This is a genomic window from Streptomyces glaucus (assembly GCF_039533365.1).
GTDB classification, from domain to species: domain Bacteria; phylum Actinomycetota; class Actinomycetes; order Streptomycetales; family Streptomycetaceae; genus Streptomyces; species Streptomyces glaucus.
Genome location: NZ_BAAATK010000054.1, coordinates 1 through 23,113, shown reverse-complemented (window position 1 = coordinate 23,113; position 23,113 = coordinate 1). Strand labels below are relative to the sequence as shown.

The 23,113-nt window shown below is 74.7% G+C and carries 18 protein-coding genes and 1 pseudogene; 4 read left to right on the top strand and 15 right to left on the bottom strand.

The genetic code is table 11. The features are described 5' to 3' along the window. Positions 1 to 16 precede the first annotated feature (16 nt). The 3 genes from ABD363_RS28025 to pyrG form a co-directional block, all read right to left on the bottom strand. Entirely contained in the window at positions 17 to 2,083 is a 2,067-nt protein-coding gene (locus ABD363_RS28025; protein WP_344608469.1) for a tetratricopeptide repeat protein, read from the bottom strand. A gap of 162 nt (positions 2,084 to 2,245) precedes the next feature. After that, positions 2,246 to 2,872 carry an NUDIX domain-containing protein gene (locus ABD363_RS28020; RefSeq protein ID WP_344608467.1) on the bottom strand — a complete coding sequence of 209 codons (627 nt, stop codon included), beginning with the start codon at positions 2,870 to 2,872 and terminating at the stop codon, positions 2,246 to 2,248. Positions 2,873 to 2,956: 84 nt separating this feature from the next. Beyond that, positions 2,957 to 4,624 (bottom strand): CTP synthase, encoded by a 1,668-nt coding sequence (gene pyrG / locus ABD363_RS28015; protein WP_344608465.1) that lies wholly within the window; start codon positions 4,622 to 4,624, stop codon positions 2,957 to 2,959. A 519-nt stretch (positions 4,625 to 5,143) separates the two neighbouring features. On the opposite strand from pyrG, the gene ABD363_RS28010 reads away from it, so the two are divergent. Together ABD363_RS28010 and ABD363_RS28005 are read left to right on the top strand one after the other, a co-directional pair. Continuing rightward, positions 5,144 to 6,946 (top strand): glycoside hydrolase family 15 protein, encoded by a 1,803-nt coding sequence (locus ABD363_RS28010; RefSeq protein WP_344608503.1) that lies wholly within the window; start codon positions 5,144 to 5,146, stop codon positions 6,944 to 6,946. Positions 6,947 to 7,185: 239 nt separating this feature from the next. Then, positions 7,186 to 8,823, top strand: a complete 1,638-nt coding sequence (locus tag ABD363_RS28005; protein WP_344608463.1) for a PucR family transcriptional regulator — start codon at positions 7,186 to 7,188, stop codon at positions 8,821 to 8,823. A 205-nt stretch (positions 8,824 to 9,028) separates the two neighbouring features. Here ABD363_RS28005 and ABD363_RS28000 read toward each other — a convergent pair whose 3' ends face one another. The 6 genes from ABD363_RS28000 to ABD363_RS27975 form a co-directional block, all read right to left on the bottom strand. Further along, positions 9,029 to 10,171 carry a glycosyltransferase family 4 protein gene (locus tag ABD363_RS28000; RefSeq protein ID WP_344608461.1) on the bottom strand — a complete coding sequence of 381 codons (1,143 nt, stop codon included), beginning with the start codon at positions 10,169 to 10,171 and terminating at the stop codon, positions 9,029 to 9,031. Positions 10,172 to 10,341: 170 nt separating this feature from the next. Then, the gene (locus ABD363_RS27995) at positions 10,342 to 11,136 is read right to left on the bottom strand and encodes a hypothetical protein (RefSeq protein ID WP_344608459.1); all 795 of its coding nucleotides are present in this window, start codon (positions 11,134 to 11,136) and stop codon (positions 10,342 to 10,344) included. Between the two features lie 60 nt (positions 11,137 to 11,196). Then, positions 11,197 to 12,915: a DNA repair protein RecN gene (gene recN / locus ABD363_RS27990; RefSeq protein ID WP_344608501.1), complete on the bottom strand. Its 1,719-nt coding sequence runs from the start codon at positions 12,913 to 12,915 to the stop codon at positions 11,197 to 11,199. A 222-nt stretch (positions 12,916 to 13,137) separates the two neighbouring features. Then, on the bottom strand, positions 13,138 to 14,043 hold the full coding sequence (locus ABD363_RS27985; protein ID WP_344608457.1) for an NAD kinase: 906 nt from the start codon (positions 14,041 to 14,043) through the stop codon (positions 13,138 to 13,140). Next, complete coding sequence (locus tag ABD363_RS27980) at positions 14,040 to 14,855, bottom strand: TlyA family RNA methyltransferase (RefSeq protein ID WP_344608455.1); 816 nt, start codon at positions 14,853 to 14,855, stop codon at positions 14,040 to 14,042. Before ABD363_RS27980 ends, ABD363_RS27985 begins: the two co-directional genes overlap by 4 nt. 7 nt (positions 14,856 to 14,862) lie before the next feature. Continuing rightward, positions 14,863 to 15,180, bottom strand: a complete 318-nt coding sequence (locus tag ABD363_RS27975) for a hypothetical protein (RefSeq protein WP_344608453.1) — start codon at positions 15,178 to 15,180, stop codon at positions 14,863 to 14,865. A 42-nt stretch (positions 15,181 to 15,222) separates the two neighbouring features. Between ABD363_RS27975 and ABD363_RS27970 the strand changes: the two genes are divergently transcribed. Continuing rightward, the gene (locus ABD363_RS27970) at positions 15,223 to 15,570 is read left to right on the top strand and encodes a sterol-binding protein (protein ID WP_344608451.1); all 348 of its coding nucleotides are present in this window, start codon (positions 15,223 to 15,225) and stop codon (positions 15,568 to 15,570) included. 39 nt (positions 15,571 to 15,609) lie between these two features. Here the strand turns inward: ABD363_RS27970 and ABD363_RS27965 are convergent, their stop codons facing one another. The 4 genes from ABD363_RS27965 to ABD363_RS27950 all read right to left on the bottom strand — a co-directional run bounded on the left by ABD363_RS27965 (position 15,610) and on the right by ABD363_RS27950 (position 19,715). Next, positions 15,610 to 16,440 carry an ABC transporter ATP-binding protein gene (locus ABD363_RS27965; protein WP_344608449.1) on the bottom strand — a complete coding sequence of 277 codons (831 nt, stop codon included), beginning with the start codon at positions 16,438 to 16,440 and terminating at the stop codon, positions 15,610 to 15,612. 86 nt (positions 16,441 to 16,526) lie between these two features. Continuing rightward, positions 16,527 to 17,564, bottom strand: a complete 1,038-nt coding sequence (locus ABD363_RS27960; protein ID WP_344608448.1) for a FecCD family ABC transporter permease — start codon at positions 17,562 to 17,564, stop codon at positions 16,527 to 16,529. Then, the gene (locus ABD363_RS27955) at positions 17,561 to 18,604 is read right to left on the bottom strand and encodes a FecCD family ABC transporter permease (RefSeq protein WP_344608447.1); all 1,044 of its coding nucleotides are present in this window, start codon (positions 18,602 to 18,604) and stop codon (positions 17,561 to 17,563) included. Before ABD363_RS27955 ends, ABD363_RS27960 begins: the two co-directional genes overlap by 4 nt. Positions 18,605 to 18,686: 82 nt before the next feature. Continuing rightward, positions 18,687 to 19,715: an HAD hydrolase-like protein gene (locus tag ABD363_RS27950; protein WP_344608445.1), complete on the bottom strand. Its 1,029-nt coding sequence runs from the start codon at positions 19,713 to 19,715 to the stop codon at positions 18,687 to 18,689. A 73-nt stretch (positions 19,716 to 19,788) separates the two neighbouring features. Here ABD363_RS27950 and ABD363_RS27945 point away from each other — a divergent pair, with 73 nt between their 5' ends. Next, positions 19,789 to 21,081, top strand: a complete 1,293-nt coding sequence (locus tag ABD363_RS27945) for a DUF1015 domain-containing protein (protein WP_344608443.1) — start codon at positions 19,789 to 19,791, stop codon at positions 21,079 to 21,081. Between the two features lie 69 nt (positions 21,082 to 21,150). Here the strand turns inward: ABD363_RS27945 and ABD363_RS27940 are convergent, their stop codons facing one another. Together ABD363_RS27940 and ABD363_RS27935 are read right to left on the bottom strand one after the other, a co-directional pair. Further along, positions 21,151 to 21,882 carry a tetratricopeptide repeat protein gene (locus ABD363_RS27940; RefSeq protein WP_344608499.1) on the bottom strand — a complete coding sequence of 244 codons (732 nt, stop codon included), beginning with the start codon at positions 21,880 to 21,882 and terminating at the stop codon, positions 21,151 to 21,153. Positions 21,883 to 22,194: 312 nt separating this feature from the next. Further along, positions 22,195 to 22,908, bottom strand: a pseudogene (locus ABD363_RS27935) (tetratricopeptide repeat protein); the annotation flags it as partial. Between the last annotated feature and the right edge of the window lie 205 nt (positions 22,909 to 23,113).

Here is a 23,113-nt window from a genome sequence, read left to right as displayed (position 1 = left end):
CTAGCCTTTCATTGCATCAATCTTCAGCGGATGTACTGCGGATTTCGCAGGCGTTAGCGGCGTGTTCCGGCTCCGGGCCGTCCTTCTGCGGTTCCTGCCGCTCCTCCCCCAGCATCCGCCGGGCCGCGCTGCGGTGCAGGTGGGCCGCCGTGGGGTCGCCGAGGTGCTCCAGGGTGTCGGCGAGCCGCAGGTGCAGCGCCGCCTGCAGCCGGACGTCCTCGGCCCGGCGCGCCCACTCCACGGCCTCGTGGCAGGTCAGCAGCGACTCCTCCGGGTGCCCGGCGTACTCCTGGACACGGGCCAGTTCGCTCAGCGCCCGCGCGTGGGCGGCCACGTCGCCGGTCCTGCGGTGCCCGGCCACCGCCGCGCGCCAGTTGCGTACGGCCTCGCCGTAGCGGCCGGCGTAGGTGTGGGCGGCGGCGATCCGGCCGTACAGCCGGGCGGCGTCCGCGCGCTCGTCGCGGGCGAGCCGCTGGACGAGGGCCCGGCCGAACCAGTCGGCGGCCCGGTCGTAGTCGCCGAGCTCCAGATGGGCGCCGCCCACGGATTCCATCGCGCGGCCGGTCGCGTACGGGTCGTCCGCCTCGCGCCCGGCGTCCAGCGCGGCCCGGTAGCGCGCCAGCGCGTCGGCCGTGCGGCCGGTGCGGGCGTCCAGGTCCCCGAGGTTCAGCAGGGCCGCGGCCTTCTCCCGGGGCAGGTTCCGGCGCTCGGCCACGTCGAGGACGAGGCGGTGGATGCCGTACAGGTCGGGGGCGGCGGCCTCGGTGCCGAAGTGGGCCGCCATCGCCCGCACCAGCTGGGACATCAGCCGCCGGGCCAGGGTGTCCAGCTCGCCGTCGGCGACCGCGAGGCGGGCCGCGGCCAGCAGCGCGGGCCGGCGGATGCGCAGCCACTCGGCGGCGGCCCGGGGGTGCGGGAAGCGCAGGGAGCGCGGCATGCCGAGGAGCCTGGCGTGGGCCCGGGGGCTGTCGGTCTCGGTGATCGCGCGGCAGGACTGCAGCAGCCGCACGGTCCGCTCCAGCATGCGGGCGCGGGCCAGCTGGAGCTCGGCCGGGCGGTCCTGGGTCTCGGCCAGGGTCCGCAGCAGGGGGTGCAGGCAGCCGGGGACCGCGTACTGCGGCAGCGGCGAGTCCACCGCGTGCAGCAGGCCGAGGGCGACCAGGTCGTCCAGGGTGGCGCGGGCGGCGTCCACCGAGCAGCCGGCCAGCGCGGAGGCGGTGTGCGGATCGGCGAGGCCGGCCGGGGCGAGGGAGAGCAGCCGCAGTATCCGGGCGGCGGGGCCCGGCAGGGAGGTGTAGGCCAGGCGGAAGACCCGGCGGAGCGGGCCGCCCTCGTCGTCCCTGGCGCTCAGCTGCTTGGCGAGGTCGGCGACGGTCGCCTTGGGTCGGGCGGCGAGCCAGCCGCCGGCCAGCGTCAGCGCGGCGGGCTGGGCCTGGCAGATCTCGACCAGGCTCTCGGCGGCACGGGGGTCGACGGTGATGCGCACCGAGCCGGCGTGCCGGGTCAGCAGCTCCACCGCGGACTTGGTGTCGAGGCCGCCGAGGGTGCACGGACGGACGTCCGTGATGCCGGTGAGCGGCCCCCGGGCGACCGCGACGACCAGGCAGTCCGGGGTGTCGGGCAGCAGGGCGTCGACCTGTCCGGCGTCGGCGGCGTCGTCGAGCAGGAGCAGCGCCCGGCGGTCGGCCAGGGCCTCGCGGAACGCGGCCGTCAGGTCGTCCTCGGCGGCCCCGGCCGGGGCCTGCCGGTCCAGGGCCGTAAGCAGTTCCCGGGCGGTCCGCTCGACGGGCACGGGGGTGCCGTCGGGCTCGCTCAGGCGGGCGCGCAGCACCCCGTCCGGGTAGGCGCCGGCGACCTGGCGGACCAGTTCCTCGGCGAGCGCGGTGCGGCCCGAGCCGGGGCGGCCGGCGATGAGCAGCACCCGCGCGCGGGGCGCCTTGCGGCCGGCGAGGGTGTCCAGGCCGGCGCGCTCGATGTCGGCCCGCAGCTCCTTCAGCTCCCGTGCGCGCCCCAGGAACCGGCTCTCGTGGGCAGCGCCTTCCGCCATGCGCAGGCCGTCCGCGTCCACCGCCTGATCCGCCACGGGCCACACTCCCGATCCCACCTCATGCCGGTGCCCGCCGGGGACTCCGGTTCGGGCGTTGCAGAGCCTAGTTGACGCTCTGCCACGTTCCCGGTGGAGCGCGGCGGGCACATCCCCCGATCGGATCAGCCGATCGTCACATCGATGTCGGGGCGGGTGGGCTCAGGCCTCGAAGGGGCGCGCCGGCCAGGGCGCGTCGGCCGGGCGCAGCGCGTCGAGTCCGTCGCCCTGCCGCGCCGCCATCAGCGACAGGACGCCCACCACGAGGCAGTTGTTGTGCAGCTCGCCGGCCAGGATCCCGCGGACCAGGTCCTCGACGGGGACGCGCGCGATCTCCATGTCGGCCTCTTCGTGCTCCACCTGGAAGCGCTCGCCCTCGGCCTCGGACAGGTCGCGGGCGAGGAAGATCCGCACGGCCTCGTCGCAGCCGCCGGGCGTGGTGTAGACGTCGGTCAGCACCCGCCAGTCCTCGGCCTTGACGTGCGCCTCCTCGTACAGCTCGCGCTGGGCGGCGTGCAGCGGGTTCTCGCCGGGGACGTCGAGCAGGCCGGCCGGGATCTCCCACAGCTTGTGGCGCACCGGGTGGCGGTACTGGCGCAGGACCAGGACGCGGTCGGCGTCGTCGAGCGCGAGGACGGCCACGGAACCGGGGTGGACCTGGTAGTCGCGGGTGGCGACCGTGCCGTCGGGCATGACCACGTCGTCGGTGCGGACGGAGGTCTTGTTGCCCCTGAAGGGGATGTCCGTCGCCCGGATCTCCCACTCCTCGGGGATGTCCTTGATCGTCATGCCCTGTCCTTCCACGTGCCCCAAAGGAAACCGGGGTGCCCGCCTCGTGGAGGCACGCACCCCGGCCACCGTACAACCGGTGTGTTACTTCGCGTTCTTCCGCTCGACCGCGGCCTTCACGAGGCCGGCGAAGAGCGGGTGCGGGCGGGTCGGCCGGGAGCGCAGCTCCGGGTGCGCCTGGGTGGCGACCAGGTACGGGTGCACGTCGCGCGGGTACTCGACGTACTCGACGAGCTTGCCGTCCGGCGAGGTGCCGGAGAACACGATGCCCGCCTTCTTCTCCAGCTCGGCGCGGTAGGCGTTGTTCACCTCGTAGCGGTGGCGGTGGCGCTCCTCGACGTACTCCTTGCCGTCGTACACCTCGCGCACGATGGAGCCCTCGGCCAGCTTGGCCGGGTACATGCCCAGCCGCATCGTGCCGCCCATGTCGCCCTCGCCGGCGACGATGTCCAGCTGCTCGGCCATGGTGGAGATGACCGGGTGGGCGGTGGCCGGGTCGAACTCGGTGGAGTTGGCGTCGGAGATGCCGGCCAGGTTGCGCGCGGCCTCGATGACGATGCACTGCAGGCCCAGGCACAGGCCGAGCAGCGGGATCCGGTTCTCGCGGGCGTAGCGGATGGCGCCGACCTTGCCGAGCACGCCGCGGTCGCCGAAGCCGCCCGGGATGCAGATGCCGTCGACGTCCGCCAGCTGCGCCTTGGCGCCGGCCGGGGTCTTGCAGTCGTCGGAGGTGACCCACTTGATCTTCACCCGGGCCCGGTGGGCGAAGCCGCCGGCGCGCAGCGCCTCGGTCACCGACAGGTAGGCGTCGGGCAGGTCGATGTACTTGCCGACCAGGGCGAGGGTGATCTCGTGGTCGGGGTTGTGGACGCGGTCGAGCAGGTCGTCCCAGGTCGTCCAGTCCACGTCGCGGAACGGCAGGTCCAGCTTGCGCACCACGTAGGCGTCCAGGCCCTCGGAGTGCACGACCTTGGGGATGTCGTAGATCGAGCGGGCGTCGGGGCAGGCCACGACGGCGGCCTCGTCCACGTCGCACATCAGCGAGATCTTCCGCTTGATCGCGGTGGGCACCTCGCGGTCGCAGCGCAGCACGATCGCGTCCGGCTGGATGCCGATGTTGCGCAGGGCGGCGACCGAGTGCTGGGTCGGCTTCGTCTTCAGCTCGCCCGAGGGGCCGATGTACGGCAGGAGCGAGATGTGGACGACGAAGACGTTGTCGCGGCCGACCTCGTGCCGCACCTGGCGGACGGTCTCCAGGAACGGCAGCGACTCGATGTCGCCGACCGTGCCGCCGACCTCGGTGATCACGACGTCGACCTCGTCCGTCGCCATGCGGCGGATGCGGTGCTTGATCTCGTTGGTGATGTGCGGGATGACCTGCACGGTGTCGCCCAGGTACTCGCCGCGCCGCTCCTTGGCGATCACCGTCGAGTAGACCTGGCCGGTGGTGACGTTGGCCGAGCCGTCCAGGTCGCGGTCGAGGAAGCGCTCGTAGTGGCCGATGTCCAGGTCGGTCTCGGCGCCGTCGTTGGTGACGAACACCTCGCCGTGCTGGAAGGGGTTCATCGTGCCCGGATCGACGTTGAGGTACGGGTCGAGCTTCTGCATCACGACGCGCAGGCCCCGGGCCTTGAGCAGCATGCCGAGGCTGGAGGCGGTCAGGCCCTTGCCGAGGGAGGAGGCGACGCCCCCGGTGACGAAGATGTGCTTGGTCGTCGAGGCAGTGCTGTTTCGGAAAGCAGCGGGCGGCATGGCCAAGAGGGGGCTCCCGTGGTCGCGGTCTGGGGTGCGGTACGGCGTGTCTGCCGGAGGTTTCCGGGGGGTGCCGTCGCTGCGGTTCGGGGGTTCCTTTTCGGATTTTCCCCTCCGGGGAGGGGCGCCCACCGGTCCACGGGCTACCAGCGTATCAGCGCCGCGGGGAGATGGCTTCCGGCCACGCTCCGCGCACGGGCCGACACGGACGCGCGTCCGCCGCCCGCCGCTCACCCGGCCGGCGGACGCGGGTTGCCCGGAGCGGCACGCAGATCATCTACGTGCGTCGTATCCTGCTCGGACACTCGCTGCCGAGCCCGGCCGGCAACACGGCACCACCCCCGCCCGTATTCACCGGAACAACGAGAGCTCGCCCGTTCGTTGGACAACAATTGTTGTTCGGCGTCGCAGCCGAGCGTCTGTTTTGCTTTAACGCTCAACGACGCATGACAAAACCCCTTGACCGCACTGACGAACGCCCCCTCGCGGGGTGACGTGGCCGTTCGACTGGAGTTGCACGTGGCCGGGCGCATCGAAGACTACGCACTCATCGGAGACATGCAGACCGCTGCGCTGGTCTGCCGGGACGGGACGGTCGACTGGCTGTGCCTGCCCCGCTTCGACTCGCACGCCATCTTCGCCGGCCTGCTGGGCACCGAGGAGCACGGCTTCTGGCGGCTGGGGCCCGCGCACGCCCCCGACCAGCAGCCGCCCACCGCCGCCCGGCGCGGCTACCGCGGCGACTCGCTGATCCTGGAATCGGAGTGGGACACCCCGCGCGGCACGGTCCGGGTGATCGACTTCATGCCCCCGCGGGACGGCGCCCCGCAGCTGATCCGGATCGTGGAGGGCGTCTCGGGCCGGGTGCCGATGCGCTCGACGCTCCGGATGCGGTTCAGCTACGGCCGGGTCGTGCCGTGGGTGCACAAGCACGAGGGCCGCACGGTGGCCGTCGCGGGCCCGGACAGTGTGTGGTTCGACACATCCGTCGAGACCTACGGCAAGTCGCTGACCACGTACGCGGACTTCACGGTCGCTCCGGGTGAGCGGATCGCGTTCACCATCTCCTGGGAGCCCTCGCACAAGGAGCCGCCGCCGCTGCCGGAGCCGGAGCAGTCGCTGGAGGCGACGGAGGAGTTCTGGCGCGAGTGGGTGGAGCACTGTACGTACCACGGTCCGTACCGCGAGGCCGTGGTCCGCTCCCTGATCACGCTGAAGGCCCTCACGTACGCTCCGACCGGCGGCATCGTGGCCGCGCCCACCACGTCCCTGCCGGAGGACATCGGCGGCGTCCGCAACTGGGACTACCGCTACACCTGGCTGCGGGACGCGGCGATCACCCTGTCCTCGCTGCTGCGCACCGGCTACCGCGAGGAGGCCCGGTCCTGGCGCGAGTGGCTGCTGCGGGCGGTGGCCGGCGACCCGGAGAACCTGCAGATCATGTACGGCATCGCCGGTGAGCGCGAGCTCGGCGAGGCGGAGCTGGACTGGCTGCCCGGCTACGAGAACTCCGCGCCGGTCCGGGTCGGCAACGGCGCCGCGCACCAGCTCCAGCTGGACGTCTACGGCGAGGTCACCGAGGCCCTGCACCTGGCCCACATGACCGGCCTGGCCCGCAACGACTACGCCTCGCTGCTCCAGCTGAAGCTGATCAGCTACCTGGAGAACCACTGGCAGGACCCGGACGAGGGCATCTGGGAGGTGCGCGGCCCGCGCCGCCACTTCGTGCACTCCAAGGTGATGGCCTGGGTCGCCGTCGACCGCACTATCAAGCTCATCGAGTCCGGCGACGCGGACGGCCCCCTGGAGCGCTGGAGGGCACTGCGCGACGACATCCACCGGGACGTGTGCGAGAAGGGCTACGACAAGGAGCGCAACACCTTCACGCAGTCCTACGGCTCCAAGGAGCTGGACGCCTCGCTGCTGCTGATCCCCCAGGTGGGCTTCCTGCCCCCGGACGACAAGCGGGTCATCGGCACCGTCGAGGCGATCCAGCGGGAGCTGTCCACGCCGGACGGCTTCATCCTGCGCTACCCCACGCAGGGAGACCACGAGGGCGTCGACGGCCTGCCCGGCGACGAGGGCGCGTTCCTCGCCTGCTCGTTCTGGATGGCGGACGACCTGGCGATGATCGGCCGCGTGGACGAGGCCCGCAAGCTGTTCGAGAAGCTGCTGTCGCTGCGCAACGACCTCGGGCTGCTGGCGGAGGAGTGGGACCCGCGCCTGCAGCGCCAGGTCGGCAACTTCCCGCAGGCGTTCAGCCACGTGCCGCTGATCGACACGGCCCTGCGGCTGACGGCCTCCGGGGCGTACGGCGGCTGAGGCGGGCCCCCGGGACCGGGGCCCCGCCGTGCCCCTCCCCCGGCGCCGGGCCCGCCCCGGCCTCCCCCACCGGCGCCGGGCCGGAAACGTCCGGCCGCCGGTGACCGGGGAGGGCCCACGGCTCGTGGTTCCCTCCCGTCGCCCGCCGGCCGGGCGTTTCCGGCCCGGTCCCGCGGCTCCCGCGTCACGGGGCCGGGCCCGGACCGGCCCCCGGCGGGCGCGCGGGTAGCGTCCGCCTCATGGACAGCGCTACGGACAGTGGATTCGACACCCGGGGCGCCGGGATCACCGTGCGGCGGGCGCTGGAGCTGCCCGGCCTGCGCAGCGGGCTGCCGGAGGTGCTGGCGGGCGACGACCTGCTGCACCGCACGGTGCGCTGGGTGCACGCGGGCGAGGTGCCGCACATCGCCTCGCTGCTCAAGGGCGGCGAGCTGCTGCTGACCACGGGCTACGGCCTCGGCACGCGGCCGGCCGACCAGCGGGCGTTCGTGCGCACCCTCGCCGAGCGCGGCATCGCCGCCCTCGTCGTCGAGCTCGGCCCGCGCTTCGCACGGCTGCCCGCCGCCCTCGTCGACACGGCGCGGGCGGCCGGTCTGCCGCTGGTCCAGCTGCACCGCGAGGTGCCGTTCGTGACGGTCACCGAGGAGATCCACACCGAGATCGTCAACGGCCACTACGCGCTGCTGCAACGGGCCGAGGAGGTGCACCGCCGCTGCACCCGGGCCCTGCTGGACGGGGGCGGGGTGCCCCGGGTGCTCGGCGTCCTGGCCGACTTCGGCGGCAACCCGGTCTTCCTGGAGACGGCGGACGGCCGGCTGCTGTACGCCGCCGGGGCCGGGCCCGAGGGCGCGGATCCGCTGCAGGTGTGGGAGGGGCTGCGCGGCCGGCACCGGGACGCCCCGCCGGCGGGCTCGGTCCTGGTGGACGTGCCCGGCCCCGGCCCGGGGCCGGTGCGCGCCCGGCTGGTCCTGCTGCCCGTGCGGTCCCCGCTCGCGCCGGTGCACCGCATGGCGGCGGAGCGGGCGGCGGGCGTCCTGGCGGTGGTGCTGATGCACGCCCGGCAGGAGGAGGAGCTGGCCGCGCGCGGGCGCGGCGACTTCCTCACCGACCTCGCCGAGGGCCGCATCGCGGCTCAGGACGCCCCGGCCCAGGCACGGGTGCTGGGCTTCAGGCCGGGCGACGGCCCGCTGCTGCCGGTGGTGATGCGGCTCGGGGACGCCCTGCCGCCCGCCGGGGGCGGCTGGGCGGTGCTGGCGCGGGCGGTGGCGGAGGAGCTGGCCCCGGTGGGGGTGCCGGCGCTGCTGGGCGTACGGCCGGTGGAGGGGCGTGTGCCGCTGCTGCTGGGCCTGCGGTCGGAGGCGGACCGGCCGGCGGTGGCGGACCGGGTCGCGGCGGCGCTGCGGGCGGGCGTGGAGCGGGCCGGGATGCTGCGGCCGGGGACGCGGCCGCCGGTGGTGGTCGTCGGGGTGGCCGGCGGCTGGGCGGCGGTCCCGGCGGGGCTGCGGCACGCGGCGGAGACGGCGACCGCGGCCCAGGGCCTGTCCGACCGGCCCTGGTACGACGCCCGGCGCCTCGACATCGACCTGCTGCTGTGGCGGCTGCGCGACCATCCGGACCTGGCGGCCTTCGTGGACCGGACGATCGGTCCGCTGCGGGATCACGACGACCGCTCCAGGCCGCCCCTGCTGCCCACCCTGGAGACCTATCTGGCGCACGCGGGCCGCAAGGCGGAGACGGCCCGCGAGCTGCATCTCAACCGGCAGACGCTCTACAACCGCCTGGCCCGCATAGGCGAGTTGCTCGGCACCGACCTCGACGACCCGCAGACCGTCCTGGCGTTGGGTCTGGCCCTGCGCGCCCGTCGGCACGTTTCCTAGCCCCTGCCGCGCCGGGCGCAGGCGGCGCCGTCGTCCCGTCGTCCCGCGCGGCGTCCGGTGCGTGCCGCCGGCGGGCCGGCCGCAAGCCCCGGCCGGACGCGTTCAAGTCCCCGGCCGGTGCGGCGAGCGGGGACGGCTCCCGCGCCCGTGCGGGTGGGGGCACGCGCCGGGCGGCGCGCCGGGGCGGGAGGCGCCCGCCGGGGCGCTAGAGCATCGGCTCGGGCTGCGTCAACTCGTCGTAGACGCTGAGGACCTGAGCCACGGTCTGGTCCTCCGTCGGCCAGGTCGCCGCCTGCCGTATGCCCTTCTCCCCCAGTTCCCGGCGCCGCTCGGGATCGCCGAGCAGTCGTACGACGGCGTCGGCGAGCGCCCCGGAGTCGCCGTACGGGACGAACTCGGCGGCGTCGCCGACGAGTTCGGGGACGCTGCCGGCTTCGGCCGCGACCAGCGGCACACGCGCGTACAGGGCCTCCTGGGCGAGGACGGAGCGTGCCTCGCGGCCGCTCGGCAGCAGGGCGAGGTCGGCCGCGGCGAGCAGTTCGGCGATGTCGTCGCGCCGCCCGAGGAGCCGGACCGGCAGTTCCTCGTCCTGGATCCGCCGTTGCAGCTCCGCCCGCAGCGGTCCCTCCCCGGCGACGAGCAGCAACGGCACGGGGTCGAGACCGCGCCACGCGCCCGCGGCGTCGAGCAGGACGTCGTGTCCCCGGTGCCGGTCCAGGGGGCCGGCCGCGAGGAGCAACGGGCGTCCGGTGGCGCCGAGTTCGGCGCGTGCCTTGGGCCGTGGCGGGTCGGGGTCCTCGGGCTCGGCGGGCCGGCGGGGGGCGGGCAGCGCGACGGCGGCGAGCCGGGCGTCCCGCGCCCCGGCCCGCCTCGCCCGGTCGACCAGCTGGGAGGTGGTGCCGAGCACCACGGTGGCCGTCCTCATCACCCGCCGCTCCAGCGCGCGCAGCAGATGGGCGCGGACTCCCTCGGCGTGCGCCCGGTCGTACCAGGTGACGACGAGCGGGGTGCGCACGCGCCGCCCGCCGAGGGCGAGCGCGGCGCGGAAGGAGGCGTGCAGCCCGTGGGCGTGCACCAGGTCGGCGCCGGCGCAGGCCGTCCGCAGGGCCGCCACCGCGACCGGGTCGCTGCTGCGCGGCACGTGCACGTGGTCCGCGCCGACGCCGGTGAAGTCATGGACGCGTTCGGCCTCGAGGGGAGCGCACACGGTGACTTTCACGCCCCGTGCGACCAGCCCCGCGGCCAGGGAACGCACGTGCGCGCTGCCGGCGGCGTTGCCTCCGCCCAGCACCTGCACGGTGCGCAGCGGTGCCTGGCCGTGCGGCGAGTGACTGCTCACGAGGGTCACGTGACCGGGGCTCCTGGTTCGGCATCGGGCGGTCCCGAAGAACGTACAGAAGGATGGAACGGAGAAGGCATACCGGCGGTTTCATACGCCTACTCGGCCAAGGATGCCAGGACGTACGGCCGTTCCGGCAACGCCGGCTCCCCGGGAACCCGGCGCGGCACCGGACCGGGTCACTCACACGGGTGAGTTCCGGTGGTGGCCGGGGAACGCCGTCCCGCACGCGCCACCGCGCTCACCCGCTCTCCCCACACCGTCGCGGCCACGAGCGCGACGGCGTGCGCGACCAGCCCCGCCCGCCCGCTGCCGGCGGCGACGGCGGTGCCCAGGGCGGCCCCCAGGGCGTGCGCGCCGGTGTCCCCGAGCATGGTCCGCTCGCCGAGGTCGTCCGGCAGCACGGCCGCGGCCGCCCCCAGCGCCGTGGCGGCCAACTCCGCCCCGGCCCCCTCCCGCAGCAGTCCCGGCGCGCCGAGGGCCAGCACCGCGGCGGCGGCCCTGCCCGGACGTACGTCGACGAGGTTGACACAGTGCGCGGCCGAGGCGATCACGGCGCCCGCCAGCACCTTGTCGAGCGGCCGCTCCCTGAGCAGGGCGCCCGCGGCGAGCCCGGCCGCCGAGACGCCGAACAGCTTGACCGCCCCGCTGGTCACCTCACCGTCCCGCAGCGCGGCCAGATGCGCCCGGAACCCGCGCCGCGGATCCCCGGCCCCGGCGACGTCGTCGTACGCCCCGCAGGCGCCGGCGGCCAGGACCGCCAGCCCGGCGGCGGGCCGGACGCGTCCGGCCCCGACCGCGACGGCCAGGGCGGAGGCGGGCCCGGCGTACAGCCCGACGGCCCGCCCGGCGTGGTTCTTCCGCTCCCACCGGGCGCGGCCGCCGGGCGCCGCGGCGCGCAGGGCGGCGGTCCCGGCCCGGGTGAGGACGGCCGCGAGGACGAACGCACCGGTCCGGCGAGCCTTGTCGATCATCCGGCCAGTCTATGGACCCGCCCGGCCCGAGGTCCCGTGCGGGGCCTCGCCCCGCGGGTCCTACAGGTCCGCCCGGGCCGTCGCCAGCAGCTCCTCCGCGTGCGCCCGGGCGGTCTGCGAGTCCTCCTGCCCGGCGAGCATCCGGGACAGCTCCCGGATCCGCTCCTCGCCCTCCAGCACCTTCACCCCGGACCGGGTCACGGAGCCGTCGCTGGTCTTCTCCACCAGCAGCTGGCGGTCGGCGAAGGCCGCCACCTGCGGCAGGTGCGTCACCACGACGACCTGCGCGGTCCTGGCGAGCCGGGCCAGCCGCCGCCCGATCTCCACCGCGGCCTTGCCGCCCACGCCGGCGTCGACCTCGTCGAAGAGGTACGTCGGCACCGGATCCGTCCCCGCGAACACGACCTCCACGGCGAGCATCACCCGGGACAGCTCACCGCCGGAGGCCCCCTTGGCGATGGGCCGCGGCGGCGCCCCCGGGTGCGGGGCGAGCAGCAGTTCGACCTCGTCGACACCCGACGGCCCGTACGCGACCGTCCGCCCGCCGACCTCCACGCCGTCCGGGTCCTCGGTCTGCCGGACGGCGAAGGACACGCGCGCGTGCGGCATGGCGAGCGAGGCCAGCTCGGTGGTCACGGCGGCGGCGAACCGCTCGGCGGCCTCCGTCCGCGCGTCCGTCAGCGCCTGCGCCAGCCCGCCCAGTTCGGCCCGCAGGGCGTCCCGTTCGGCGGTCAGCTCCTCGATCCGCTCGTCGTCGCCCTCCAGCTCGGTCAGGCGCGCGGCGCTCCGCTCGGCCCACTCCAGCACGGCGGCGACGTCCTCGCCGTACTTGCGCGTCAGCCCGTTGATCGCGGCCCGCCGCTCCTCCACCGCCGCCAGCCGCAGCGGATCGGCGTCCAGGTCGTCGGCGTACCCGGCGAGTTCCCCCGCCACATCGCGCAGCAGGATCCCGATCTCGCCGATCCGGTCGGCGAGCGAGGCGAGCGCCGGGTCGTGCGACCGCACGGTGTCCAGGGCGCGCTGCGCACCCGCGACGAGCGTCGCCGCGTCGATCCCCTCCGGGTCCTCCGGGTCGCCCGCGAGCGCCACGTGCGCGGCGTTCGCCGCGGAGGCCAGCGCCTCCGCGTGGCCGAGCCGCTCCGCCTCCTCCGCGAGCTCCGCGTCCTCACCGGGCCGCGGCTCGACGGCCGCGATCTCCTCCAGGCCGTAGCGCAGCATGTCGGCCTCCTGGGCCCGTTCCCGCGCGCGCGTGGTGATCTCCTCGAGCTCCGCGGAGACGGCCCGCAGCCGCCGGTAGGCCTCGGTGTACTTGGCCAGCGGCACGGCGACCGCGTCCCCGGCGTACCGGTCCAGCGCCTGCCGCTGCCGGGAGTGCTTGAGCAGCCCCTGCTGGTCGGTCTGCCCGTGCACGGCCACCAGCTCGTCGGCGAGTTCGGCCAGCAGCCCCACCGGCACGGACCGCCCACCCAGATGCGCCCGCGACCGCCCCTCGGCGGAGACGGTACGGCTGATCAGCAGCGCCCCGTCGTCGAGCTCGGCCCCGGCCTCCTCGGCCCGCAGGGCGGCCGGCGCGTCCGGGGGCACGGTGACCCGCCCCTCCACGACCGCCTTCCCGGCACCGATCCGCACGAGCGCCGGGTCCGCGCGCCCGCCCAGCAGCAGCCCGAGACTGGTGACCACCATGGTCTTGCCCGCGCCGGTCTCACCGGTGACGGCGGTGAATCCGGGCGACAGCTCGACGACGGCGTCGTCGATGACTCCGAGCGACCGTATCCGCATCTCCTCCAACACGGACACGACCTTACGAGGTCGGGGGCGGCGTGTGCGACCGGCCCGCCCGTGTCACCCACGTGAGTGGACGTGCCCCAGGGGCGCGGGGTCGGGCCGGCCGGGGACGCGGCGCCTTCCGGCCGGCCCGGGCGGGGCCCGGCGCGCACGGCTGCCGGGCCGTGGAGGGGCCGGCGCGGGGCGCCGGGACGATCCGGACGGCGGGACCCGGTGCTAGTGCGGGGCGCCGCGCCACCCGGAGACCGGCAACGCGAACTTCGCCACCAGCCGGTCCGTGAACGACGCGTGGTGCAGCCGGGCCAGCCGCACCGGCACGGCCCCCCGCCGCACCTCCACCCGCGCCCCCGCGGGCAGCTCCACCGTCCGCCGCCCGTCGCACCACAGCACCCCCGGCGGCACGTGCGGCAGGACCTCCACCGCCAGCACGGAGTCCGGCGAGGTCACCAGCGGCTTGGCGAACAGCGCGTGCGCGCTGATCGGCACCATCAGCAGCGCCTCGACCTCGGGCCACACCACCGGCCCCCCGGCCGAGAAGGCGTACGCGGTCGACCCGGTGGGCGTCGCGCACACGATCCCGTCGCAGCCGAACCCGGTCACCGGCCGCCCGTCGATCTCCAGGACCACCTCGAGCATCCGCTCGGCGGACACCTTCTGCACGGCCGCCTCGTTCAGCGCCCAGTCGGTGTGCACGACGTCCCCGTTGCGGTGCACGACGACGTCGACGGTCATCCGCTCCTCGACCTCGTACGCCTTCGACACCACCCGGTCGACGACCTTCTCGAGGTCGTCCCGCTCGGCCTCCGCGAGGAACCCCACCCGCCCGAGGTTCACCCCGAGCATCGGCACCCCGGACGCCCGCGCGAACTCGGCGCCGCGCAGCAGCGTCCCGTCGCCGCCCAGCACGATCAGCAGCTCGCACCCGTCGAGGCACTGCGGGGTGGCCTCCTCGACGAGCTGCACCTCCTGCGGAAGCGGCAGGTCCCGCGCCTCCGCCCGCAGGACGCGCACCCCGAGCCCGGAGCGGAGCAGCCCCTTGACCACGAGCTCGGCGCTGCGCACGGCCGCGGCCCGGCCGGTGTGGGCGAGCAGGAAAACAGTACGAGCTCGGTTCTCGGTCAATGCGGCCCCTCCGCCACTGCACGGTCGACGTCGGCCGGGTCCAGTTCCGGGGCCCCGGCCCGCAGCCACAGAAAGTACTCGACGTTCCCGGACGGCCCGGGCAGCGGACTCGCGGTGACCCCGCGCACCCCGAGCCCCAGCTCCCAGGCCTTCGCGGCGACTCCCCGCACCGCTTCGGCCCGCAGCTGCGGACTGCGGACGACGCCTCCGCTGCCCAGCCTTTCCCTGCCCACCTCGAACTGCGGCTTCACCATCATCACCAGGTCGGCCTCCGGTGTCACGCACCGCGCCAGGGCGGGCAGCACCAGTCCCAGCGGGATGAAGGACAGATCCCCCACGACGAGATCCACCGGCTCCCCGCCGATCGCTTCGAGCGTCAACTCGCGTACATTCGTACGGTCCTTGACCGTGACGCGTTCATCGTTGCGGAGGGACCAGGCGAGCTGTCCGTACCCGACGTCCACCGCGACGACGTGCGCGGCGCCCGCCCGCAGCAGGACGTCGGTGAAGCCGCCGGTGGAGGCCCCGGCGTCCAGGGCCCGCCGCCCCTCGACGGCCAGTCCCCGGGGCACGAACACCTTCAGCGCCCCGGCGAGCTTGTGGCCGCCGCGCGACACGTAGTCCGGGTCGCTGTCGTCGGCGGCGACGACGATGGCCGCCGCCGTCTCCACCTGCGTGGCGGGCTTGGTCGCCACGGTCCGGCCGACGGTGACCCGCCCGGCGGCGATCAGCTGGCTGGCGTGCTCGCGCGAGCGCGCGAGCTTCCGGCGGACCAGTTCCGCGTCGAGACGGCGGCGTGCGGCTCCTGCCACGTTCGGTTCAGCTCCTGTGTTCGTACGGCGAGTCCGGCTGGTGGCCCGGAGGGCCTCCCCGGGGGGCGGCCGCCGGGGGTTCCGGGCGGGCGTCGAGCGCGGTGAGCGCGTCGCGCAGCCCCCGGTGCACATCCTCGTACACCTCGATGTGCCCGTCCGTGGCGAGGTGGTCGGCGTCCGCGAGCCGCTCCAGCAGGGCGTCCACCTCGGCGTTGCCGGTGGGCGTGCGGGGCACGTCCAGCGGGGCGGGGGCGGCGGGGTCGTGCGCGGGCCCGGCCTCCGCCGTCCGCCCCGGGGTCTGCGTCTGCGGAACCGAGTCGCTCATGCCCCGACGCTACCTCGAACCGCTGGGGTACCGTCGATCGCGATGGCCACGATCGAGGAGTGCCGTGCCGCACTCGACAAGCTCTCGGACAACATGCAGCGCGCCGAGGGGGACGCACGCGAGGCGGCGTCCCTGGACCGGTCGGTGAGCTGCCACATCAAGGACCTGGACGTCACGTTCGCCGGCCGCATGGCGGGCGGCCGGATCGAGGTGCACGAGACGTTCCAGGGCCCGCCCCGCGAGAAGGCCGAGATCAGGCTCGCCATGACCGGCGACGACCTGGTGGCCCTCGTCGACGGCGAGCTGAACTTCGCCCGGGCCTGGGGCTCGGGCCGGGTGAGGCTGGAGGCGGGGCTGCGGGACCTGTTCCGCCTCAGGAAGCTCCTGTAGCTTCCGCGGCCGGCGGGCCCCGTCGCCCGGTCTCCTGCTTCAGGAGGCCTCCGCGGCCAGGGTCTCCCTGCCCGCCGCCCGTCCCCGCGCCCTGCGCGCCGCCGGCACCACCAGCGGCGTGCCCGTCTCCGGGTCGTCGATGACCTGGCAGCGCAGCCCGAACACCTCCTCGACCAGCTCGGCCGTGACGATGTCGTTGGGGGCGCCCTCGGCGATGACCCTGCCGCCGCGCAGGGCGATGAGGTGGGTGGCGTACCGGGCGGCGTGGTTGAGGTCGTGCAGCACGGCGACGAGCGTGCGGCCCTGCTCCTCGTGCAGCTGGGCGCACAGGTCCAGGACGTCGATCTGGTGCTGGATGTCCAGGTAGGTCGTCGGCTCGTCCAGCAGCAGCAGCGGCGTCTGCTGGGCGAGCGCCATCGCGATCCACACCCGCTGGCGCTGACCGCCGGAGAGCTCGTCGACGTACCGGTCGGCGAGTTCCGCCACCCCGGTCTGCGCCATCGACTCCCGCACGACCCGCTCGTCCTCGGCCGACCACTGGCGCAGGATGCCCTGGTGCGGGTAGCGGCCGCGGCCCACCAGGTCCGCGACGGTGATCCCGTCGGGCGCGATCGACGACTGCGGCAGCAGCCCCAGCGTCCGCGCGACCTGCTTCGCGGGCATCGACTGGATGACCTCCCCGTCGAGCAGCACCCGGCCCTGGCTGGGCTTGAGCATCCGCGACAGCGCCCGCAGCAGCGTCGACTTGCCGCACGCGTTCGGGCCGACGATCACGGTGAAGGAGTGGTCGGGGATCTCGACCGACAGCTGCTCGGCGATGACCCGCTGGTCGTAGGCGAGCGTGACGTTCTCGGCGGACAGGCGGTTCACAGTGCTCCTCGGGTTGTTCGGGTCGCTGCCGGTGCTGCTGCCGTGGCCGGTGTCCGGTCCGCCCCGCGCGGCGCCGCCGCGGCGGCTCATATCCGTCCCGCCCTGCGCTCGGCGACCAGCAGCCACAGCAGGTAGACACCGCCGAGCACGCCGGTGACCACGCCCACGGGCAGCTGGTCGGCGCCGAAGGCCCGCTGCGAGGCCCAGTCGGCGGTGACCAGCAGGGCCGCGCCCATGCACAGCGAGGGCAGCAGGTTGGGGCCGGGCGAGCGGGTCAGCCGGCGGGCGAGCTGCGGCGCGGTGAGCGCGACGAAGCTGACCGGGCCGGCCGCGGCGGTCGCGGCCGCGGTGAGCAGCACGGCGGCCACCATCAGCAGCATCCGCACGCGCTCGACGCGCACCCCGAGGGCGTAGGAGACGTCGTCGCCCATCTCCATCATCCGCAGCCCGCGCGCGTTGGCGAGGACCAGCGGCACGAGCACCGCGCACAGGGCGAGCAGCGGCCAGACCTGCGACCAGTCACGGCCGTTGAGGGACCCGGTCATCCACACCACCGCGCGGGTGGCGTCGACGAGGTCGGCCTTGGTGAGCAGGTAGCCGTTGACCGCCGTGACGATCGCCGACATGCCGATGCCGACCAGGACGAGCCGGTATCCGTGCACGCCCTGCTTCCAGGCGAGCAGATAGATGCCGGCACCGGTCGCCAGGCCGCCCACCAGCGCGCCGGCGGTGACCTCGGTGGCGCTCCCGGACATCAGCACGATGACCGTGAGCGCCCCGGCCGTCGCCCCCTGGCCGAGGCCGAGCACGTCCGGGCTGCCCAGCGGGTTGCGGGAGATGGCCTGGAACAGCGCGCCGCCCAGCCCGAGCGAGGCGCCGACCAGCAGCCCGACCAGGACCCGCGGCAGCCGCAGCTCGGTGACGATGAACTCCTGTCCCGCGTCGCCCTCGCCGAACAGCGCCTTGAGCACGTCGGCGGCCGGAATCGGGAAGTCGCCGGTGCCGATCAGCACCACGCTCGCGGCGAGCGCGGCGAGCAGCAGCAGCACGACGACGGCCAGGGCCCGCACGTCCACCCGGACCGAGAGTCCGCCCGGGGTGCGCACAGCACGGTTGGTCCTCACAGCTGGGCCGTCCTCCGCCGTCGTACGAGAAAGATGAAGACCGGGCCGCCGATGATCGCGGTGACGATCCCGACCTGGAGTTCCGCGGGCCGGGCCACGATCCGTCCGAGGACGTCGGCGCCGAGCAGCAGCACGGGCGACAGGACCGCGGCGTACGGCAGGATCCAGCGCAGGTCGGGCCCGGTGAAGGAGCGGACGACGTGCGGGACCATCAGTCCGACGAACATGATCGGACCGCAGGCGGCGGTCGCGGCCCCGCACAGCACGGTCGCGGCCAGCATGGCCAGCGCCCGGGTGCGGTTGAGGTCGGCGCCGAGGGCCTTGGCGGTGTCGTCGCCCATGGCCATGGCGTTCAGCGGCCGGGCGAGGAACAGCGCGAGGATCGAGCCGGCCGCCAGGAACGGCAGGACCTGCCAGATGATCGAGTCGTTCGCCGAGGACAGCGAACCGACCGTCCAGAACCGCATCTTGCCGAGCGCCGCCTCGTCCATGATCATCACGGCCTGGAGGTAGCCGTAGAGGGCCGCGCTGATCGCGGTGCCGGCGAGCGCGAGCCGCACCGGTGTCGCGCCCCGGCTGCCGCCGAGGAACCACACCAGCGCTCCGACCGCCGCCGCGCCGAGGAACGCGAACCACACATAGCCGGTCAGCGAGGTGACGCCGAAGTAGGTGAGGGCGGTGACGACCGCGGCGGAGGCGCCCGCGTTGATGCCGAGCAGCCCGGGATCGGCCAGCGGGTTGCGGGTGAGCGCCTGCAGGACGGCCCCGGCCAGTCCGAGCGCGGCGCCCGCCAGCAGCCCGAGGACGGTCCGCGACAGCCGCTCGCCCACCACCACGTCGCCGTAGGTGCCCGAGTCGTCGAACAGGCCGTGCCAGACCTGTTCCAGGGACAGCTCCTTCGCGCCGACCGCGATGCTCGCCACGGCGACGAGCACCAGGATCGCGACGGAGACGAGCAGCCCGACGGCACGTATCGCCCGGCGGTTCGGGGGCGCGGGGGCGGTCACCGCGCGCTGTTCGGGAGGACTGTCGACCAACACGTGGTTAGGTTAGCCTACCCTGGCAAACGATCACGATCCCGAGAGCCGCTCGTCCGCGGTCCCACCGGCCGCCGGCGCCGGGTCACAACTCCAGCCGTGCCAGGGCCTTCCCCGGATCGAGTTCGCACACACCTTCCCCGGCCGCCGTCCAGGCCGCCGCGCACAGCGCGCGCAGCCCGTCCAGGGCCTCGCCCTCCCCCTCCAGTTCCAGCCGCTCGCCGCGGGCCGTGGCCGTCCAGCCCCCGCAGCGGAAGCCGCCGTCGGCCTCGGCGACCTCCGGCTGCCCGGCGAGCAGCCCCCGCAGGTCGGCGTCGACGTACGTCGGCCGGTGCTGCGGGGGCGCGGCCAGCAGCCGGGCGCCGTCGGTCACCCCGGTCAGCACGAGCAGCGAGTCCACGTCCCCGTTGAACGCGCCCTCGATGTCCGTGTCCAGCCGGTCCCCCACCACCAGGGGCCGCTCGGCGCCGGTCCGCAGGATCGTCTCCCGGTGCATCGGCGGCAGCGGCTTGCCCGCGACCTGCGGTTCGGCGCCGGTGGCGATCCGGACCACCTCCACGGCGGCGCCGTTGCCGGGTGCGATGCCGCGTGCGCCGGGGATCGTCAGGTCGGTGTTGGACGCGAACCACGGCACCCCGCGCGCGATGGCGTAGCACGCCTCCGCGAACCGCCCCCAGGGCAGCTCGGGCCCGCCGTACCCCTGGACGACCGCGGCCGGATCGTCGTCGGCCGACTCCACGGGCCGCAGCCCGCGCTCGCGCAGCGCCACCCGCAGCCCCTCGCCGCCGACCACCAGCACCCGCGCGCCCGGCGGGACCTGCTCGGCGATCAGCCGGGCGACGGCCTGCGCCGACGTGACGACGTCGCCCGCCTCGGCCGGTATGCCCAGTTCGGTCAGGTGCGCGGCCACCGCGTCCGGGGTGCGCAGCGCGTTGTTGGTGACGTACGCCAGGTGCATGCCGCCGGCCTGGGCCGCGGCGAGCGAGTCGACGGCGTGCGCGATCGCGTTCCCGCCCGCGTACACCACTCCGTCCAGGTCGAGCAGCGCCGTGTCGTACGCCTCGCTCAGGGCCTGCCCACTGCCCTCGGGCCTCGTCCTGACGCTCCGGCTCATTCCGCATCGCTCCTCGTTCGACGGCCTTTCCCCCGATCATCCCCCATGCCACCGGCACACGTACGATGCCGGGATGAACACAGCAGGTCACCCGGAAGCAACGGCGCGCCGAGGCCTCGAACTCACCCCGTTCCGAGGGCTCCGCTACGACCCCGACCGGGTCGGCAGCCTGGCCGCCGTGACCTCCCCGCCGTACGACGTCGTGGTCCGCCCCGACGGCCTGCACCACCTCCAGTCCGCCGACCCGCACAACATCGTGCGCCTGATCCTTCCGCAGGCCCCCACCCCCGCCGCCCGCGACGAGCAGGCCGCCGGCACCCTGCGCCGCTGGCGCTCCGAGGGCGTCCTGACCGCCGACCCCGAGCCGGGCCTGTACGTCTACGAGCAGCGCGACGGCGACGGCGTGCTGCAACGCGGCGTCATCGGCGCCCTGCGCGTGTCGGATCCCGCGGAGCGGGTGGTCCTGCCGCACGAGGACGTCATGCCGCACGTCGTGGCCGACCGCGCGGCCCTGATGCGCGCCACCTCGGCGAACCTGGAGCCTCTCCTGCTCACCTACCGCGGCGACGGCTCGCCGGCCGCGACGGCCGACGTCGTGGAACGCACCGCCGAGCGGCCCCCGCTCCTCGCCACCACCACGGAGGACGGCTCCAGCCACCGCCTGTGGTCGGTCACCGATCCCGCCGTCGTGGCGAGGGTCCAGGCGGACCTGGCCCGGCGCCAGGCCCTCATCGCCGACGGCCACCACCGCTGGGCGACCTACCGCCGGCTCCGCGCGGAGCATCCCTCGCCCGGCCCCTGGGACCACGGCCTGGTCCTCCTGGTCGACACGGTCCGCTACCCGCTGCGCGTCCGCGCCATCCACCGCCTCCTGCACGGGCTGCCCGTGGCCGACGCGCTGACCGCCCTGGACGGCCTGTTCCGCGTCCGCCGCCTGGACGTGCCGCAGGCCGAGGCCCTGGCCGCGCTCGCCGACGCGGCCCGCGAGGGCAACGCCTACCTCCTCGCCGGCGACGGCACCTTCCACCTGGTCGACCGCCCGGACCCGGACCTGCTGGCCCGTACGGTCCCCGCCGACCGCCCCGCCGCCTGGCGCGCCCTGGACGCGACGGTCCTGCACGCCACGCTCCTCGCCCACGTCTGGCACGTCCCCGAGGACTCGGCCGACCGCATCTCCTACATCCACGACACGGCCGCCACGATCGAGAAGGCGGAACGCGACGGCGGTACGGCGGTCCTGATGCACCCGGTCCGCGAGGACGTCGTCCGCGACCTGGCCGGCCAGGGCGTCATGATGCCCCGCAAGTCGACGTCGTTCGGTCCGAAACCGGCCTCGGGCCTGGTGCTGCGCGCTCTGGACCTGTGACACGGGAAAGGGGCGGGACCGTACGGCCCCGCCCCTTTCGCCCGCGAGTTCACACACGGACGTCAGACGTCAGCTCCTGTCGTCCTTGTCGTCCTCCCCGGAGGCGTCCTCACCCTCGTTCTCGTCGAGGGCGTCGACGAACTCCACCCCGTCCAGCTCGGCGAGCCGGTCGGAGGCGTCCGTGCTGCCGTCCCGGTCGGACTCGACGGCCTTCGCGAACCACTCCCGTGCCTCGCTCTCCCGCCCGGCGGCCAGCAGCGCGTCCGCGTAGGCGTACCGCAGCCGCGCGGTCCACGGCTGTACGGCGTTGGAGGCCAGCTCGGGGCTCTGCAGCGTCACGATGGCCGCGTCCAGCTGCCCCATGTCGCGCCGGGCACCGGCCGCGACGAGCCGCATCTCGACCTGTCCGGCCTTGTCGAGCTTGTGCACCTCGGGCGCCCCGGCCATCTCCAGCGCCTTCTCCGGCCGCCCGAGCCCACGCTCGCAGTCGGCCATGACGGGCCACAGGTCCACGTTCCCGGTCATCCGCCGCGCGGCCCGGAACTCGGCGAGCGCCTCACCGTACTTCTGGTTGGCGTACGCGGCGAACCCGGCCGCCTCCCGCACGGCGGCGACGCGCGACGCCAGCCGCAGCGCCACCTTGGAGTAGCCGTACGCGGCCTCGGGGTCCTCGTCGATGAGCCGCGCGACCATCACCAGGTTCCTGGCGACGTCGTCCGCCAGCGTCTTCGGCAGGCTCTGCAGTTCCTGCCGTACGTCCTTGTCGAGTTCCTCGCCGGTGACGCCTTCCGGGATCGGCAGCCGCTTGATCGGCTCCCGGTCCCGCTCGCGCTCCTCATGGAACCGTCCACCGCCGCGGCGGTCGTCACGTCCGCGGAAGCCGCCGGACCGCCCACCACGGTCGTCGCGCCGCTCGTCGCGCCGGAAGCCGCCACGCTCACCGCGCTGGTCGTCGCGGCGGAAGGACGGACGGTCGCCACGGTCGTCCCGGCGGAAGCCGCCCCGGTCACGATCGTCGCGCCGGCCGTATCCGCCGCCACGGCTGTCGTCGCGCCGGAAGGACGGACGGTCGCCACGGTCGTCGCGACGGTCGTCACGTCCCCGGAAGCCTCCCCGGTCGTCACGCCGGTCGTCACGTCCCCGGAAGCCCCGGTCCCGGTCGTCCCGACGGTCATCGCGCCGACCGTACCCGCCACGGTCGCCCTCACGACGGTCGTCCCGCCGCTCGTCGCGCCGGAAGCCGCCACGCTCACCGCGCTCGTCGTCGCGGCGGAAGGAGGGACGGTCGCCACGGTCGTCCCGGCGGAAGCCGCCCCGGTCACGATCGTCGCGCCGACCGTAGCCACCGCCACGGCTGTCGTCGCGCCGGAAGGACGGACGGTCCCCACGCTCATCGCGCCGGAAACCGCCACGGTCGTCGTCGCGCCGGAAGGACGGACGGTCGCCACGGTCGTCCCGGCGGAAGCCGCCCCGGTCACGGTCGTCGTCCCGACGGTCGTCACGTCCCCGGAAGCCTCCCCGGTCGTCACGCCGGAAGCCCCGGTCCCGATCGTCCCGACGGTCATCACGCCGACCGTACCCACCACGGTCGCCCTCACGACGGTCGTCCCGCCGTTCGTCGCGCCGGAAGCCGCCACGCTCACCACGGTCGTCGTCGCGGCGGAAGGACGGACGGTCCCCACGGTCATCCCGGCGGAAACCGCCCCGGTCGCCTTCACGCCGGCCGTAGCCACCGCGATCGTTGTCACGGCGGAAGCCGCCGCGGTCTCCGCGATGGCCGCCGCGGTCGCCACGGTCACCACTGTCCCGTCGCCGCTGATCGCGCTCCGGTCGGTCGTCGGGAGAGTTGGTGGACATCGGTGACTCCTGTCTTCGGTACCGCACATCATTGTCGCGCAGCCGGGTACCCGGTGCGCTCCGGAAAAACGAAAGGACCCCTGGTCCCAGCTGTACGCTGGCGACCAGGGGTCCTCCAAGAATTGTTCGGCGGCGTCCTACTCTCCCACAGGGTCCCCCCTGCAGTACCATCGGC

Excerpts from the sequence above, each read along its gene's own strand:
- ABD363_RS27950 (WP_344608445.1), bottom strand. The coding sequence starts at position 19,715 with ATGAGCCGGAGCGTCAGGACGAGGCCCGAGGGCAGTGGGCAGGCCCTG.
- ABD363_RS28020 (WP_344608467.1), bottom strand. The coding sequence starts at position 2,872 with ATGACGATCAAGGACATCCCCGAGGAGTGGGAGATCCGGGCGACGGAC.
- pyrG (WP_344608465.1), bottom strand. The coding sequence starts at position 4,624 with ATGCCGCCCGCTGCTTTCCGAAACAGCACTGCCTCGACGACCAAGCAC.
- ABD363_RS27945 (WP_344608443.1), top strand. The coding sequence starts at position 19,789 with ATGAACACAGCAGGTCACCCGGAAGCAACGGCGCGCCGAGGCCTCGAA.
- ABD363_RS27975 (WP_344608453.1), bottom strand. The coding sequence starts at position 15,180 with ATGAGCGACTCGGTTCCGCAGACGCAGACCCCGGGGCGGACGGCGGAG.
- ABD363_RS27995 (WP_344608459.1), bottom strand. The coding sequence starts at position 11,136 with ATGATCGACAAGGCTCGCCGGACCGGTGCGTTCGTCCTCGCGGCCGTC.
- ABD363_RS28005 (WP_344608463.1), top strand. The coding sequence starts at position 7,186 with ATGGACAGCGCTACGGACAGTGGATTCGACACCCGGGGCGCCGGGATC.
- ABD363_RS27970 (WP_344608451.1), top strand. The coding sequence starts at position 15,223 with ATGGCCACGATCGAGGAGTGCCGTGCCGCACTCGACAAGCTCTCGGAC.
- recN (WP_344608501.1), bottom strand. The coding sequence starts at position 12,915 with ATGCGGATACGGTCGCTCGGAGTCATCGACGACGCCGTCGTCGAGCTG.